This window comes from Leptospira meyeri, assembly GCF_004368965.1.
In the GTDB taxonomy this organism is placed as follows: domain Bacteria; phylum Spirochaetota; class Leptospiria; order Leptospirales; family Leptospiraceae; genus Leptospira_A; species Leptospira_A meyeri.
Map to the genome: position 1 here is coordinate 1947639 of NZ_SORO01000001.1, position 16777 is coordinate 1964415.

The 16777-nt window shown below is 36.1% G+C and carries 21 protein-coding genes; 20 read left to right on the forward strand and 1 reads right to left on the reverse strand.

The annotated features are described in order from the left end of the window. Positions 1-136 precede the first annotated feature (136 nt). From CLV96_RS09070 to CLV96_RS09095, 6 genes are all read left to right on the forward strand, one after another. Positions 137-637 carry a hypothetical protein gene (locus tag CLV96_RS09070; RefSeq protein WP_134151899.1) on the forward strand — a complete coding sequence of 167 codons (501 nt, stop codon included), beginning with the start codon at positions 137-139 and terminating at the stop codon, positions 635-637. 48 nt (positions 638-685) lie between these two features. Then, positions 686-2083: an OmpP1/FadL family transporter gene (locus CLV96_RS09075; protein ID WP_134151901.1), complete on the forward strand. Its 1398-nt coding sequence runs from the start codon at positions 686-688 to the stop codon at positions 2081-2083. A gap of 11 nt (positions 2084-2094) precedes the next feature. Then, a complete protein-coding gene (locus CLV96_RS09080; RefSeq protein ID WP_020776048.1) occupies positions 2095-2577 on the forward strand; it encodes a hypothetical protein in 483 nt (160 codons plus the stop codon). 20 nt (positions 2578-2597) lie between these two features. Beyond that, a complete protein-coding gene (locus CLV96_RS09085; protein ID WP_134151903.1) occupies positions 2598-3011 on the forward strand; it encodes an NnrS family protein in 414 nt (137 codons plus the stop codon). A 3-nt stretch (positions 3012-3014) separates the two neighbouring features. Beyond that, positions 3015-3425, forward strand: a complete 411-nt coding sequence (locus CLV96_RS09090; protein WP_020776796.1) for a heme-copper oxidase family protein — start codon at positions 3015-3017, stop codon at positions 3423-3425. A gap of 86 nt (positions 3426-3511) precedes the next feature. After that, positions 3512-3925, forward strand: coding sequence for a hypothetical protein (locus tag CLV96_RS09095; protein ID WP_134151906.1), 414 nt, complete (start codon positions 3512-3514; stop codon positions 3923-3925). Positions 3926-3945: 20 nt separating this feature from the next. Here CLV96_RS09095 and CLV96_RS09100 read toward each other — a convergent pair whose 3' ends face one another. Further along, positions 3946-4383, reverse strand: a complete 438-nt coding sequence (locus CLV96_RS09100) for a bacteriohemerythrin (RefSeq protein WP_134151908.1) — start codon at positions 4381-4383, stop codon at positions 3946-3948. A 289-nt stretch (positions 4384-4672) separates the two neighbouring features. Between CLV96_RS09100 and CLV96_RS09105 the strand changes: the two genes are divergently transcribed. The 14 genes from CLV96_RS09105 (at position 4673) to CLV96_RS09170 (ending at position 16753) form a co-directional block, all read left to right on the forward strand. Further along, positions 4673-5269, forward strand: a complete 597-nt coding sequence (locus CLV96_RS09105) for a fasciclin domain-containing protein (RefSeq protein WP_134151910.1) — start codon at positions 4673-4675, stop codon at positions 5267-5269. A gap of 30 nt (positions 5270-5299) precedes the next feature. After that, positions 5300-5761: a c-type cytochrome gene (locus CLV96_RS09110; protein ID WP_134151912.1), complete on the forward strand. Its 462-nt coding sequence runs from the start codon at positions 5300-5302 to the stop codon at positions 5759-5761. Between the two features lie 8 nt (positions 5762-5769). Then, positions 5770-7689, forward strand: coding sequence for a Sec-dependent nitrous-oxide reductase (nosZ, locus tag CLV96_RS09115; protein WP_134151914.1), 1920 nt, complete (start codon positions 5770-5772; stop codon positions 7687-7689). Positions 7690-7694: 5 nt separating this feature from the next. Continuing rightward, positions 7695-8306, forward strand: coding sequence for a hypothetical protein (locus CLV96_RS09120; RefSeq protein ID WP_020776609.1), 612 nt, complete (start codon positions 7695-7697; stop codon positions 8304-8306). Continuing rightward, entirely contained in the window at positions 8296-8682 is a 387-nt protein-coding gene (locus CLV96_RS09125; protein WP_134151916.1) for a nitrous oxide reductase accessory protein NosL, read from the forward strand. The genes CLV96_RS09120 and CLV96_RS09125 overlap by 11 nt, the downstream gene beginning before the upstream one ends. Beyond that, entirely contained in the window at positions 8654-9994 is a 1341-nt protein-coding gene (locus CLV96_RS09130; RefSeq protein WP_420813669.1) for a nitrous oxide reductase family maturation protein NosD, read from the forward strand. The genes CLV96_RS09125 and CLV96_RS09130 overlap by 29 nt, the downstream gene beginning before the upstream one ends. Next, positions 9991-10698, forward strand: a complete 708-nt coding sequence (locus tag CLV96_RS09135; RefSeq protein WP_134151920.1) for an ABC transporter ATP-binding protein — start codon at positions 9991-9993, stop codon at positions 10696-10698. The genes CLV96_RS09130 and CLV96_RS09135 overlap by 4 nt, the downstream gene beginning before the upstream one ends. Further along, positions 10695-11480 (forward strand): ABC transporter permease subunit, encoded by a 786-nt coding sequence (locus CLV96_RS09140; RefSeq protein WP_134151922.1) that lies wholly within the window; start codon positions 10695-10697, stop codon positions 11478-11480. The genes CLV96_RS09135 and CLV96_RS09140 overlap by 4 nt, the downstream gene beginning before the upstream one ends. Positions 11481-11572: 92 nt before the next feature. After that, complete coding sequence (locus CLV96_RS09145) at positions 11573-11986, forward strand: LIC_11090 family protein (protein WP_134151924.1); 414 nt, start codon at positions 11573-11575, stop codon at positions 11984-11986. A 104-nt stretch (positions 11987-12090) separates the two neighbouring features. Next, positions 12091-12876, forward strand: coding sequence for a hypothetical protein (locus CLV96_RS09150; RefSeq protein WP_134151926.1), 786 nt, complete (start codon positions 12091-12093; stop codon positions 12874-12876). A 77-nt stretch (positions 12877-12953) separates the two neighbouring features. Continuing rightward, a complete protein-coding gene (locus CLV96_RS09155; RefSeq protein WP_134151928.1) occupies positions 12954-14564 on the forward strand; it encodes a copper chaperone PCu(A)C domain-containing protein in 1611 nt (536 codons plus the stop codon). 186 nt (positions 14565-14750) lie between these two features. Further along, positions 14751-15362: a GNAT family N-acetyltransferase gene (locus CLV96_RS09160; protein WP_134151930.1), complete on the forward strand. Its 612-nt coding sequence runs from the start codon at positions 14751-14753 to the stop codon at positions 15360-15362. A 12-nt stretch (positions 15363-15374) separates the two neighbouring features. Further along, positions 15375-16133, forward strand: coding sequence for a phytanoyl-CoA dioxygenase family protein (locus tag CLV96_RS09165; protein WP_134151932.1), 759 nt, complete (start codon positions 15375-15377; stop codon positions 16131-16133). A gap of 317 nt (positions 16134-16450) precedes the next feature. Continuing rightward, the gene (locus tag CLV96_RS09170) at positions 16451-16753 is read left to right on the forward strand and encodes a PadR family transcriptional regulator (protein WP_020776649.1); all 303 of its coding nucleotides are present in this window, start codon (positions 16451-16453) and stop codon (positions 16751-16753) included. Positions 16754-16777: the final 24 nt, after the last annotated feature.

Below are 16777 nucleotides of genomic sequence, written 5' to 3' on the forward strand. Positions count from 1 at the left end.
CTGGGACTCACTCTAAATCCATCCCAAAAGAATCCTCATTTCTCAAAAGGAAAAATATATAGAAAGAATTTTAGATTGTTTCTAAAATCAAAAAAGGAAACGACAAATAGATCCATATTTTTAATTTTAAGTTATCATGTTCCTTTACTTTTTCTTTTTAATCTTTCATGTTCTCTCAGCAATGATTTGGGTAGGAGGAATGATTTTTTATGTGATCGTTTTTATTCCTGTCATTCGGAACCCAGAACTAAAAGAACAAAAACTTAGATTACTACAACTCACAGCGATTCAATTTCGAAATATTTCTTATTATTTATTTTCTATATTTATTATTTCAGGAATAGGAATTTTATATTTAAAAGGTTTTTTTCAAAATGGACTGAATTGGGAACTATGGACATCTAACATTGGATTTATGTTTATGACTAAAATTGGTTTGTTCACAGTTTTATTTTTATCTTCTTTGTATCACGATTTTGTCACCGGACCTAAAACTTTTACTTATCTCACATCCGATCCCGTACGTTTTGAACGGTATAGAAAAACTTCTTCTTTTTTTGGAAGGTTTAACCTACTTGTTTCTGTAACCATTGCCATTTTTGGTATTTTTGTTTCCCGTGGGTTCTCCATTTTCTAGTCGTTAATTCCCCTTGACACTTGCGACTCCCTCTTTTTCTTGAAATAAATGATTTCGAGTCGCATTTTCATATCTATTTTCGTTCTAATTCTAATCCTGGAGCCAGGCTTTCGGGAAACAGAACTCCAAGCCTTCCACGGGATCATGCAGCCAGCCTTTGGAGCAAGACAAGCAGGGATGGGGGGAGCCTTCCAAGCAGTCGGGGGATCGGTTTTGGATTTGGAATCCAACCCTTCTCACCTAGCAAGGGTTAAAAAGACCAAATGGGAGTTAGGTTCTGCCATTCATCTCCCAACCATCGAATACAATGATGAATACATCGATCCAAATCCCAACCGTTCATACCAAAATTCTACCAGAGAACATCCAAGGGCCATTCTACCATACATTGGCATTATCAAACCGGTAACAGAAAATATCAGTATTGGATTTGCTCTCTACGCACAAGGAGGTGGTGGTGGACAATTCAAAAATATAAAACGGCAGACACCTGATGGACGAACACTAAATGAAACCTTTGGAATCAATATTCCCTTCATCGGAGAAAGCACAAAAGCAGTTGAAGATTTAAATTTTAGATTTATGACCATGAAATCTACGTTTGGTGCCGGTTACAAAAAAGGAAACTTTGCGATAGGAGCAGGAATTGATCTTGTTTATGGGTTTATGGAATTAAAAAGAACCTACCAAGATGAAACCAGAAGCCTTACCATTCCTGGTGGAATTCGTTACCAAAGTGATTCTGCATATACAATGGGAGGAAAAATTGGCGTCTCCTATGAATTAACAGAAAACATACGAGTGGCTTATTCCTATACAACCAGAAATTTTTTACCAATGGATGGAACCATGAAAGTTGATGGTTATGCGCCAGAACGATCCTTTGGAACCAGAGTATCTCGTTATATGATTTGGCCTGACAAACATGTAGCGGGGATCTCCTACCGCACCGATAAGTTTATCATCGATTTTGATATCAAATATATCCCTTGGTCAGAGAGTTTTAACACAAGTAAGTTTCGATTGGAAGATGTTTGGATGAGAACACCAATTGGAGTTGAAACCAATACATTCCAATTCAACTTGAATTGGAAAAACCAAACCATATTGGCAGTTGGATTTGAATACAAATGGAACGAACGATTTATGAGCCGAATGGGATATAGTTATGGTAATAATATCATTCCGGCAAGTGGGGTGAGTCCGATGTTGGGGGCAAGTATCGAACACCATCTTGCAATGGGAGGAAGTATTTCTTGGAATGATACTTCGTTTCATATTGCTTGTGAGTATGGATTTCCTAAAAAAACTTATGGTGGAAAAACTTCCGACTGGACTTTATCACATGCCGTTTTTTCTAATAAAGAAATTCATCCATTCCAATTTTCTTATAATAAACAAATGAGTATTTTTAGCATTTATATCGGAATGGAACAAAACATATAAAAGGGGAAACCATGAATTCAAAATTAATTGGAAAATTTGCAATAGGACTTTGGATTGTTACTGTCATTACCTTAGGATATTTTTTCTATTTCGGAAGTACAAGTCGTTCTCTTGACAATCGAACGGCAATCCATTTGACCCCAGCAGAACGCCAATTGGTATTAACAGAAATGAGAGCCTTACTTACGGCTGTTAATGGTATGTTAAGTGGACTGGCAGACAAAGATTACGAAACGGCGGCTAAAGCGGCTGATGCAGTCGGTATGGGGCTTGTTGCGAGTTTAGAACACCAAGAAAAAACTATCCTATTAAAACTCCCCGTTGAATTTAAAAAACTAGGATTTGGAACTCACGAAAAATTTGATGCCATCGCTATCAAAATCAGAAACAAACAAGAGATTCATACCCTATTGAAAGAGATGGATGAACTCACTCGTAATTGTGTCGCTTGCCATGCTAGTTACAAAATAGAAGTTGATTCTAACGAAAAATAATTGGTTAATTAGAAATTCCAATGCCAAAAATTTCAAGATATTTTATCAAATCAGGATTATTGTATTTATTGTTTGGAGTTCTGGTTTATGCTCTTTCCGAATTTCCAAAATACAATTGGGAGATTCATTTAACGCCTGTTTATTGGCATATGATAACTCTTGGATGGGTCACTCAAATCATTATAGGTGTATCTCTTTGGATGTATCCAAAAGGAAAAAAGCAAAGTCCCAAAAACGGAAGTAACCTTGTTTGGACCGCGTATTTTTCTTTGAACTTGGGTTTAATCCTTCGGATCGTTTCTGAACCTTGGATTTACCAACAGAAAGAGTATTTTATTTTCCCTTTTATAATTTCAATTGTTTTACAATTTACGGGAATCCTTTGTTACGTTTTGGAAATTTGGCCACGCCTGGAACCACAAAGACAAAAATAAAATATGTTTCCGATTCAATCCGTTTGGTTCATTCGTATATCGCTAATTTATCTTTTACTCGGAACTTCCTTAGGTGTCGTTTTGATGTTTAACAAAGCCTTCGCTTTTTCTTCGGAGATTTGGCGGCTTTTGCCATTACATTATTCGATTTTAATTTGGGGTTTTTTCCTGCAGTTGATTATGGGAACCGCTTATTGGATGTTTCCCAAGTTTCTTTCCGAAAACCCGAGAGGGGCCATCTGGCAAGTTTGGTTTCTATTCTATAGTTACAACTTGGGATTAATTTTATTTTTATTAACAAAATTTATCTTACCATTTGAATCCTTTGCGCTACTCGGAAAATTTCTAATTTTTTTAGGTTTGATCACTTTTGTGAAGTTAGCCTGGGCACGAGTGATTTCCTACAACAAATAGAAATTCCCTTCCCTATTTTTATAAAAAAAAATAGCAACATTGATTTAGATCAATTTTTTCCTGAAATAAGAATGGTAGTTTGTATCATGAAGTTTTCCCAATCAATTCGTTATGGTTTTATTTTATTCTTATTCAGCATGACTTACTCATGTCATGAACATACGGGTTCAAAACTTCCCGAATTAAACAATGGTAAACCTTGGGCAGCCGATGAATCGACAAGGATGGGGTTTCAGAAGATGAACGAAATATTTCACCATGCAAATTCTGATGAGTCTATCGAAGACTACCATAAACAAGCAGATCAAATCACATCCATTATCAATGATATTTTATCTTCATGTACAATGACAGGACAGGGACACGAAGAATTACATAAATATATTAATTTATTGTTAGAAGAAGTGCATACAATGAAAGGTAATGATATCAATTTAGCCAAAAAAGCAAAATCTAACCTTATTGAAAAAATATCTAAATACCCGTTATACTTTGAATGAACAAAGTATAACGGAAAGCTCTAAATATTAAATTTTATATATGGTTTATAATCCATATCCTCTTTCAGAATATGATTTGTTAACCATGCACGTAAAAACTTAAGAAGGTCTCCAAAGAACTGATTGAGTTCCTCATCATTGGAAAGAAGGTTTCCTGTAGTCAGTCGATTTTTTAATTCTAAAATTTTGTCTGTGAAACGGTCGTGTTGTTTTTTATGTGCTTCTAGTTCTGGATATTGGTTTAACTCCATCACTCGTTCTTCAATTAAAAAATGACTGAGTGTATAGTCCTCTAGTTCAGAAACAGCATCCACAAGGATCTTAGATTTTGTAGAAAGATGTTCTTTGTTTTCATCGTAAACTGTCTCGATATTGTTGATCAAACGAAAGAGTTTTTTATGTTGAGAATCAATCTCGGAAATATTCGTTTCGTATTTCGAATCCCACTGTGTTACCATGAGAAAACCTCGTTCTTTCAGGTTTTTTCAGCACCCCAAGAGGACAAGTGAATAATCCAAACCACAACGAGACTATAGATTTCGCTAAGCCAGAGATTAGAATAAGAATTATTCTAAATTATTTTTAGAGAATCGTTAAACTGCCAGAGAACAGGCTAAAGAGCTGCTATATCGCATTTATATACGAACTGTATTTCTCTTTCTCATTCCCCTAATTGACAATTATCAACACAAATGATTCGGACTGAATTGATTTAGATCAATTCAGAATCTTTCTTTCTGACATTCAATGGAAGGTGAACCAATAAGTGGGCGGTATCCAATGAACAAAAAAATTCTTCAATTCACAATGATCACGATTGTCACCTGTCTCTCGCTAGTCGGTGCCTCTTGCGGAAAATCAGATTCTTCCGATGCGGGCAAAGGGATTTCTGCCGTAGCAGATGACAAATCACAACAGGATGTTCTAAAAATTGCTGTAGGTTCCAAAGACCATACAACCCTTGTCGCGGCTGTTCAAGCTGCGGGTCTCGTTGATTCCCTTGCCAACCAAGGACCGTTCACTGTGTTCGCACCAACAAACGATGCATTTGCAAAGTTACCAGCGGGAACTGTGGATGATCTTCTAAAACCTAGCCAAAAAGACGCATTGAAGAACATATTAGAGTACCATGTGGTAGTGGGTAACTTAACTGAATCCATTTTGAAGTCTGAGTTCACCGGCAAAGATGATGAACTCGGTATGGCCAATGGAAGTCACACAAAGGTTTCCGTAAAAAATGGAAAGGTAATGATCAATGGCGCAACCATTGTTGCTTCTATTCCAGCAGCAAACGGAATCATTCATGTGGTAGACTCGGTTTTACTACCTCCTGCAAAGAAATGATAAGTAATCAAATACCAAGGAGTATTTAAAATGAACCTTTCAAAAATAAACGGAGTGTCTTTCCGAATGAAGTTCGGAGTTTTACTCGGACTCTTCGTAACAATGACAATCATATCCTGTGGAGGAGAAAAAACTGAGGAAACACCAGCATCTAACTCTGGTTCAAAGGGAATTGGGCCAGTAAAATCAGTTACCATCGGTGCATTAGACCAGGTTATGGCAGACCGTGGTAAAAAACAATTTGAAGCCAAGTGTTCCGCTTGTCACAAATTTGAAGAAAAGGTTGTAGGACCTGCACTTCAAGATGTAACACTCCGCAGAACTCCAGAGTGGATTATGAATATGATTCTAAACCCAATTGAGATGACACAAAAAGATCCCATTGGACAAGAGTTACTCGGTGAACACTTAACTCAAATGACTTTTCAAAACATAAAGGAAGAAGAAGCGAGAGAGATCCTCGAATACTTCCGTAAGATGGATTTAAAATAGGTAACGATATGTTAAAAAAATCAAATTTAATACTAGTTACACTTGGAATTGTCCTTTTTGCATTTGTTCCGAATTGCAAAAAGGGTGCAGCAACGGCAACACTTGCTTCCGATGCTGCTTCTAGAGTGTATGTGGCTCCAGGGGAAAAGGACGAAGTGTACGCCTTTTTATCTGGTGGATTTAGTGGTCAGATGTCCGTTTACGGAATTCCATCTGCGCGACTATTCAAAATCATTCCAGTATTCTCCGTTTTTCCTGAAAACGGATACGGATTTGACGAAGAAACCAAAGACATGTTAAAAACAACTCATGGTTATGTGCCATGGGATGATAGCCATCACGTTGAAGCGTCTATGACAGATGGTAAACAAGATGGTCGTTGGATGTTCCTTAACGCAAACAACACACCAAGGCTCGCAAGGATTGACCTAAAATCTTTTGAAACAAAAGAGATTTTAGAAATACCAAACACTGCCGGTAACCATGCTTCCCCATTTGCTACTGAAAACACAGAGTATTTGATGGCTGCTACTCGATTCTCGGTTCCTGTTCCACAAGCAAGTGTGGCGATCGACAGTTTTTCCAAAGGTGGGTTCAAAGGAACTGTCACTATGGTAAAAGTTGATAAAAACACAGGAAGACTTTCGATCGAATTACAAGTTCTTGTTCCAGGATTCAACTATGACCTATCACATTGTGGTAAAAAGAAATCCCATGACTGGTGTTTCTTCAGTAGTTACAACTCTGAACAAGCTCACAAAATGTTGGAAGTCGGTGCTTCTAAAAAAGATAAAGACTTTATCTTAGCATTCAACTGGGTTCGTGCTAAAGAATGTAAAGACCAAGGAAAGGCTTACAATTTTGGTGGTGAATACCTAAACAATTTCAAAGACGAAAACAAACCTGCCGTTTCAACAAAGTTAAGCGGTGTGAAGATGTTAAATCCGAAAGATTGTCCGGGTATGATGTATTACATGCCAACACCTAAAAGTCCACACGGAACTGACGTTGACTCTACTGGAGAATACATTGTTGGTGGTGGAAAGTTAGCATCAGTCATTCCAGTTCACTCATTTAGCAAAATGATGGAAGTAAAAGACAAAAAGGAACATCACTCGACTGAAATCGAAGGAATCCCAGTTCTTAAGTATGAATCCACACTTGCTGGTGAAGTACAAAAACCATGCCTTGGTCCATTACACACTGAGTTCGACGGTCAAGGATATGCTTATACTTCTTGTTTCGTAAGTTCAGAAGTAGTAAAATGGAAACTAGGAACTTGGGAAGTGGTACAACATTTACCTGCTTATTACAGTGTAGGTCACTTATCGATCGTTGGTGGTAGTTCGACTGAACCTTATGGTAAGTATCTCATTGCCATGAACAAAATTACAAAAGATCGATATCTACCTGTTGGTATGGAGTTACCTCAAAGTGCGCAGCTCTATGATATCTCTTCTGGTAAAGCTGAGTTGTTATCAGACTTCCCAACTGTAGGGGAACCACACTACTCACAGATGATTCCAGCAAAGTTAATTATGGATAAAACTGCAAAACTCTTCCCTCTCGAAGAAAACAAACATCCATATGCGACTAAAAATGAAAACGATGCAAAAATCGTTAGACTTGGAAGTACAATCCATATCTACATGACTGCAATTCGCTCCCATTTCAAACCGGATATCATTGAAGCAAGAACTGGGGAAACTTTATACTTCCACGTAACCAACTTGGAACAAGATTATGACATCCCTCACGGATTTGCCATCGGAGGAGCACCTAACATGACTAACCTTCTCATCATGCCAGGTGAAACTAGAACCTTCAAATGGGTCGCTCCAAAACCAGGTGTGTATCCTTTCTATTGCACAGATTTCTGTTCTGCTCTTCACCAAGAGATGCAACAGTACATCCGAGTGAATCCATAACCTATATGAAAACTTTACTTTTCCAAACGTTAAGTAAAAGAAACCGACTCCTAATCTTAGGAGTCGGTTTGGTTCTCATTTTAGTCTATTTAATTCCTATTTGGTCCATTTCGATTGCTGCTCCTCAGTATCCTGAAGGGCTTGGAATGCAGATTTGGATTAACAAAATCACTGGTGCTACACCTTATGATCTCAAAAACATCAATCTTCTGAACCACTACATTGGTATGCAGGAAATTGTTTCGGAATCCATTCCGGAACTTCTTTTTATGCCGTATGTTCTTGGTTATCTGATCTTTGGCGCATTTATCACAGAACTCTATCCCAAAGTGGGGATGGCAATTCTTGGGATTATTAATTTGATCATTGTAGGTCTTGTAGGCCTTTCTGATTTTTGGAGATGGGAATACAACTATGGACACAACTTAAATCCGGAAGCACCAATCATAGTAGAAGGAATGGCTTACCAACCGCCACTTCTTGGCTGCAAGGTAATGTTGAATATTACTGCTTGTAGTTATCCTTCTTATGGTGGTATGATTCTTGGATTAAGTCTCGTCGTATTGGTATATATTCTCTGGGATGAAAATCGAAGGAAAAAAACAAATGCAGCTTAAGAGTTTCAAACTAATTTGCATTTTCCTCGCAGCCGCTCTCATGGGCTGTGGGGATGTTCGTCCAGAACCATTGACTGTGGGCGAAGTAAAATGTAGCCACTGCTCTATGTCGATAGTGGATATGCGATTCCACACCCAACTCATTACATACAAAGGAAAAAGATATCATTTTGATGCCATTGAATGTATGGAACAATTTCAAAAACAAAAAGATCTAAAAATAGAAAAAATTTGGGTTACCAATTATTTAAATACAAAAGAAATGATTTCTAAAGAAGAAGCCATCATCATCCATTCCGATAAAATTCGTTCACCAATGGGAGCGGGACTTGCCGCTTTTAAAACTCATGAAGATTCTTCTCAATTTCAAAACTAAATGGGTTTGCCAAAAAACCGATTTACATCTTAAACAAAACCAAACGATTCATCTGAATCCTCTTGGTCGGAAAAACTCTTTATTTTTCCATTCCTTTATACTCATTTTCGTTTTTTCGATTAATCCTGCATTCTCTAAAACCATTACTGTATGTACAAATTGTACGATAAAAAAAGTAAAGGATGCCATAACCTTTTCTCAAAATGGAGATACAATCAAAATCCAATCAGGTATCTATAAAGAGGGTTTTTTACCCATCACCAAATCAATTTCCATCATTGGTGAGAATGGTGTGGTGATTGATGGGCTGAAAGAAAAACATGTATTAGGAGTATATGCCAATGGAGTCCGCATTCAAAATTTAAAAGTGATTGGAAGTGGAATCTCCGATTTAAGTGAATTTGCCGGGGTTCATGCTGAAAAAGTAAAAGATTGTTATTTTGAAAATTTAAGATTAGAAGATAACGTTTATGGATTTTATTTAGCCGAAACCACAAATTGCACACTGAAAAACAATACCTCCATTGGAAATGCAGAAAACGAAGTTCTTGGTGGAAACGGGATTCACCTTTGGTCTGCAAGTCAGAACAAAATTATTGGGAACAAATTAAAAAAACATCGTGATGGAATTTATTTAGAATTTTCTGAACAATTACAAATCGAAGGGAACGAATCCGAAGAAAACATTCGTTACGGAATGCATTTTATGTTTTCTAGTCATAACCAATTTAACAAAAACATTTTCAAAAATAATTCGGCTGGTGTCGCAGTCATGTATAGCAAAGACATCACTATGGAAGAAAATGAATTTTTGGATAATTGGGGAGAAAGTTCCAATGGAATTTTACTCAAAGATATTGCAGACAGTTATCTTTCCAAAAATCGATTTGAAGGGAATACAATTGCTGTTTTTGCCGATGGAATTACCAATATCAATTTTCAAAACAATGATTTTATTAACAATGGATGGGGGATCAAAATTCTTGGGAATACAGATTATAATAAAATCATAGATAACAATTTTATAAATAATGTTTTTGATATCAGCACCAATACAAAATCAACCACCAATGTTTTTTCTAAAAATTATTGGGATCACTATGAGGGATATGATTTAGATAAAGATCAAATTGGAGATATTCCACATAAAACCATTCATTTTTTCGGATACTGGATTGCAGTGTATCCATTTCTTATGGTACTTTATGAATCTCCAGTGGTTCTTTTTTTACAAGGAATCGAAAAAGCATTCCCCATAGTAACACCAATTGAATTTGAAGACCAACATCCAAGGATGAAGGAAAGAATATGATAGAAGTAAAAAATCTTACGATCAGTTATGGGAGAAATTCTGTTGCAGTTAAAGATGTAAATTTCCAAACAGATTCAGGGAATATTCTTTCCATCATTGGCCCCAATGGCTCTGGTAAAAGTTCCCTTATCAAAGGAATTCTTGGGTTGGTCCAACCAATCGCAGGAGAAATTTTATTTCAAAGTAAAAATGGAAAACCACATACCATCGGTTATATGCCACAAACACCTCGTTTCCCAACAAATATCAAAGTGAGAGAACTAATTTCTTTTTTTAAAAAACTAGAACCAGTAGAAGAAGAACGATTTCAAAACCTTTTATCAATTTTAGAGATAAATAACCACATGGATAAAAAAATTGGATCTCTATCTGGGGGAACCAAACAAAAAATCAGCATCCTCCAGTGTTTTTCTTCCAAAAAAGATCTCTATGTGATTGATGAACCCACTGCAAGTTTAGATCCATATATCTCGCATTTACTAAAATCACTTTTGGTCGAAAAGAAAAAAGAAGGTTCTCTTGTCATATTTTCAACCCATATATTAAAAGAATTACAAGAATTAGCTGATCGATTTCTTCTTTTATCAGAAGGTTCCATTTTGATTGATGATTCTCCCATAAATTTCCTTAGCAAAAACAACAAAACTGATTTAGATCAGGCATTGATGAATTTCTGGAATGAGGAATACAAAACAAAACTATGAAAGAGATATTATTTTTCGAAATTAAAGAAAATATACGTAGTCGTTGGGTATTTATCTACTCCGGCTTACTTGTCCTTGTGATGATGATTTTAAGTTTTTTTGGGGATCAAAATGGAATTCGTTTGCTCGTAAGCACAATGAACTTAACTCTCATTGTGATCCCACTATTTTCCATTACATTCTCAGGAATGTCTTTTTTAGAATCGATGCCATTTTCCGAAGTTTTACTATCAAAATCGGTTAGCAGAAGTTCCCTTTTTTTGGGAAAGTATTTAGGAATCACAATATCTCTCTCCTTAGGTCTGTTATTCGGACTTGGAATTCCAGGTTTGTTTCTTTTTTCTAATGACCCAAAATTTCTATTTTTATTTTTTGAATTAATTTTTTTTGGAATCTTCTTAACCTGTATATTCGTTGCCATTGCATTTTTAATTTCTTCTTTTATTAGAAGAGGAGAAATTGTACTAACGGTTTCACTTTTAGTTTGGTTGTACTTTTTTATTTTCTTTGATGCTTTGGTATTCATCTTCAGTTTATACTTAGGTGATTATCCAATAGAAATTCCTTCTCTCATTGTGATCTTACTCAATCCCATCGACTTAATCAGAATTCTTCTAATTCTACAAACTAGCTCCTCTGCTCTTCTCGGTTTTTCGGGAGCGTTATTATTAAAACAACTCGGTTTGTATGGAGTTTTAGGAATTACGATTTTGTTTTTATCTTTATGGATTACTATTCCACTTCTCATTTCTTTTAAACGATTCCAAAAAAGAAATTTTTGAAATTTGATTTATATCAATTGAGTTATTTGTATGCTCTTGATTTAGATCATTGAAAAACAAAGAGGAGCCTTGTAGAATGATATTCAATCACCATGAAACGTTGGTTACAAATAGCCTCGGTTTTGATCCTACTTCCATTTATAGGCAAAATCCTATTTTTGGAAACTGGATTACTTGCCCAGTCTATGTACCGACTTTCAATGGTTTGTCATTGCAACCATGGCTCCAAAAATGAAATCCATAAAGAAGAGGATTCACCTAATTCCAAACGAATCGTTTGCCATCTAACAAAAGACTCTGGTTCTCATGTATGTTCCTGTGCGAAAAAAAAATCAGCAACGAAAGTTCTCCAATCACAATCCATGAACCCAAGTTTCGCAACAGATACAAAATTTAATCCACACATCACTTATGATGTTGTCATCATTGCATTCCAAGCAGGTGCCCACCTACAGAACGGATTCGCACACTTACCTTACAAACCGCCAAAACAACTCCATTCCTAAAATTTAGAGAATGAATCAGTTCCTTTTAAAGGGAAAATTTGAAAATCAATTAGGCTAACGAATCTGAAAAGTTTAGTCCTTGGAATCTATAAAAAGGTAATTTTATGTTTAAAAATTTATTATCCATCTCTCTCGTATGTTTGGTTCTATCACAATGTAGTTTAGCAAAAAATACAGAAGCAAACAACACTTCCAATTTACTTTCGCTTCTTGTAGCAGCTAATAGCAACCCTGGTTGTTCTATTTCTACTACAGCAGCGATTCCCAGTAATCTCACTCAAGTGGAAAGTAAACCAAGAAGCAAATATACAATCTCTGCTTGTGACGAAGCCGGATTTGCCAATTTAGGTTTAAGTCAAAGTGAAGTAACAAAAGGTGCCACAGGAACCAGCAGTACATCTGTTTTGTTTACAACTAATGATGTGATGCTTGCCACAAACAAAGGCGGAACCAGTATCGAAGTTTCTTTTATAATGAACTCTGCATCAAGCTCACTTGATGTCACTGCCTATGGAACAGGGAGTCCTTTAAGTGGTCCAACTTATCGTTTAATTGCTGGAGCTCAAACTCAGTATAAAAATGCATCCGGTGTGTTTGGCAACACAGGAAAAGGTGGTTCCGTTTCTGCACCAATTCCAACAACAGGAACAACTCAAACTTATTGTTTGGACTTTCAATACACAATGGGAGGTTCACGATTCTTAAATGGTTTTAACAAACCTTGTTCGGAACTCACGGATACAGAAAGAGGATCTATGTCTTATTATCCGATCATGCAAATGATGAACGTTCCTATGTATACAGGCGGGAATCGATTGGGATTTGTATTGAATGGAGTTACCATTACTTCTTTCACAGTTGGTTCTATAGTATCAAATACAGAAATGTAATTTCTCTCTCCAAACACTTGTCATACTGGTGAATTAAGTAGCCAGTATGATTTTTTGGAAAAGGATAACCCAAACAAATGAAACTTAAACACATACTCATTTTATTTCTAATCACCACTCCTCTGATTTCCAAAGAGGTCAAAATTGAGAATGCTTATATCAAATATACATCCTCATCAACTTCTGTTGTTTATCTCACCTTAAATAACGAAACAAACATAGAAAAAAAACTAGTCCAAGCCAAATCAAACATAGCTGACCGAGTCGAGTTATATACGATGTTACCTTCTGATACGGGATTGAAAATGATTCCTGTTTCCGAAATTCCAATTCCCAAAAATGCTATGACACATCTCACTCCAAGAGGATTTCATATCATGCTCTTTGGAATCAAATCTCCTTTAAAACTAAAAGAGTCCATTCCGTTTCGTTTTGTTTTTTCTGATGGATCCGAACTACAAACCAATATCTCGATTGAAACTTTTTCACCAAACAAAGATTCAAACAATAAATCAAATTCATTCAAAAAAGTAGAAACAGGAAATACCAACAATGTTTCACAAAATTCAGATGAAGTCGATATGTCCAACTTCGATCCCAAAGGACAAACTAACGAAGACCATTCGGAACATGATCATTCTAACCATGAGGGACATGAGCACCACAACCGTGCCGACATGTTGGCACCAGCAGGAATTATGAATCCACATATCCACGAAAAAGGAAAGTGGATGATAGATTATCGTTATATGGGAATGAAAATGTGGGGTTTACAATCTGGAAGTACCGGACTCAGTGACCTTGGAACTTTGTATTTTCCTTTTACAGATCCTACTGTCGCTATGCCAACAGGAAGCTTGATAACAGGTTCGCCAATTGGAACCACTATACCCACATTATCATCTAACAAATATAATTACATGTCTGTACCAACAGATATGGTTATGGAAATGAATATGGTGAGTGCCATGACTTCTATTTCTGATAAATGGATGATTATGTTTATGGTTCCTGCAGTAAAAAACAAAATGACGATGTTATCCAGTAACTTTGACAGAGCACCTATGAGTTCTGCCGGAATTGGCGATGTTAGTTTTAGTACTGCCTATCGATTGATCAAAACAGAACATCAGAATTTTTTTACAGGAATGGGAATTTCTCTTCCCACGGGTTCCATTGATGAAAGAGACAATATGCCTATGATGGGAAAACAAAAAGTACCTTACAATATGCAACCTGGAGTTGGAACTTATAGTTTATTACCCCAACTTTCGTATAACGGAAATTATAAGAGAATATCTTGGGGAGCACAATCACAAGCAAACTTACGGATCGGAAAAAATGATAATAACTACAGATTCGGAAATCGATACGAAATTTCTGGATGGTTATCCTTTCTTGTTCATGAAAGTACATCGATCTCCTTTCGTGTAGCAAAGCAAAGGTGGTTGAATCTCCAAGGAATGGACGCAACTCTTGACCCAAAGATGGACCCACAAAATGATCCTTATCGTCAAGGTGGAATGCGAAGTGACCTTTTCATTGGTGTTAACTTTCTTATCACAAGTGGAGTTTTTCAAGGTGCCCGATTTGGTTTTGAATATGGAAAACCCTTCCATCAAAATTTAAACGGTCCCCAACTGGCAACAAAAGAACTCATCAATGTATTTGTTTCCTTTACATTTTAGAAATTGTTTCTGTTCTTTTTGGGCGCACATCTCCGGCTCGTCGCTACAATCTTTCCTTTCAGGAAAGGATTTCCGCTTTGATCCGGGGCGCAAGGTTACAAAAAATTCTCTATTGACGAATCAAGTATATCTTTAAAAAAATTAGATAGATTTCTATTTTAATCTAAGGACGCACTTTTTTATCATATGGAAAATCCAAACCTAATCATTCGTACTGCAAAACCAACAGATGTAGAAACCATTGTTCCTCTCATTTATTCTTCAGGACCCAAAGCATGGACTTATGTTTTTGGGGAAGGGAAAAAAACTCCTTTTGATTTTTTAAACTCATCTTATGTAAAAAGAGGAAACACCGTATCGTATACCAATCATTATGTGGCTGAACTGAATGGCAAAGTAGTTGGTTCTATTTTATCTTATACTCAACCTAGTTTTCTGGCACTGACAGCGGTGACAGCCATTCGGATCCTTTCCGTATACAAATGGAATGCACTAAAAGTAATGGCAAAGGGACTCAAAACAGAAACCATCATCCAACCACCAAAATCTGGATGTTTGTACTTGGGTCATATTGCTGTTTCAGAAACAGAAAGAAACAAAGGAATTGCAAAAAAACTAATCGAGTACATGACCACGAAGAATAAAAAATATAAAACCATTTCTTTGGACGTTTCCGCAGAAAACAAACCTGCTATTTCCCTTTATCAAAACTTAGGTTTTGAAATCAAAGAAACAAGACATCCATTGGGTTGGGAAGGCATCATTCCCTCTCATCACTATATGGAAAAACAAATTTAATTTATTTTTCACATGAATAAGATTGATTCAAAGGCTAAAAGCCAATTGGAATCTCTTGGTTACCATTTGTTTCCCAATTATATTCCGATAGATCAGATTGGAATATTAAAAGAGATCCTCTTCCGTTCCAATGCCGAATGGTCCAAGGAACTGAATCATTCGAAAAATGTAAATAGTGCTTATCTTACTTCCACAAAATTCACAAAAGAAAAAAAGGATCGAAAAACCCTTTTTCAATTTATTGGATCGGATGCTTTACTAGAAATTGGTAAGATTGTTTTCGATGGCCCAATGTATTTTCTTAATACTCAGATCTTTTTTAATCCGGAAGATACGAACAAACTTCCCTATTGGCATAGGGACATCCAATACATGGGCATTCCCGAAGAAAAACAATTCGAAAGAATTCAAAAAGATTTTGTTTGGCACTTTCGAATTCCCTTAGAAAAAGATCCTGGCATTTGGTTGGTTCCGGGATCTCACAAACGTTGGGACACTGAAGAAGAAAGAAAGATTCGTTTGGAATTAGATGGAAAAAAGAATCACGAAGATATTAGCAATCAATTTCTAATCCCTCACAATCCAGGAGATTTATTGGTGTTTTCTGCTCATCTAATCCACAAAGGAAATTACAATTCAAACCGATTTTCATTTGATATCATATACACAAATTTTCCTGAAAGAAAAGAAACAGCCGACCACTGGAACCATTTCCCAAACAATGATGAATTCCAGAACCAACAGACAGAATCCATCTTTCAGTTGATTTAGACTTTTTTTCGATCATAAACTTTTCCCTGCGCCAGCGATTGTAGCGGAAATCCTTTCCCAATGAAATCCATTTTCATTTGCAAAAACAAATTGGGAAAGATTGGAGCGAAAAGCGCGGTCGGTTTCAGAATGAGATTCTAACACGAAATATATTCGAGGCGCCCCAGCCCAAACCAAAGTAAAGTAAAGTAAAGTAAAGTAAAGTAAAGTAAAAGAAACACAATGTTCTTCTTTTCTTAAATCAAAATTTTTTAAAAGTTAAGATTTTGAATTTATCTATTTGACTATCTATTTTCGATATCGTAATATGATTTTGAATGCGAATTAATGAATTTTTCTCCAGTTTTATTAAAATTCATATTTTGCATCATTGTGAAAAAGAAGAAATTTATGGTGTTTGGATGATGGAAGAACTAAAAGAACATGGATATAAAATCAGTCCAGGTTCTCTGTATCCGATGCTAAAAAATTTAGAAGAAAAAGGGCTTATCCGTTCTCGAGTTGAACAAATTGGAAAAGTAAAACGTAAATTTTATCGCATCACATCAAAAGGAAAAAAAGAACTGTTCGCCGCAAAAGCAAAATTAAAGGAATTAATTGGTGAAATACTGAGTAAATAATACATTTCAATGAACAAAAAGAAG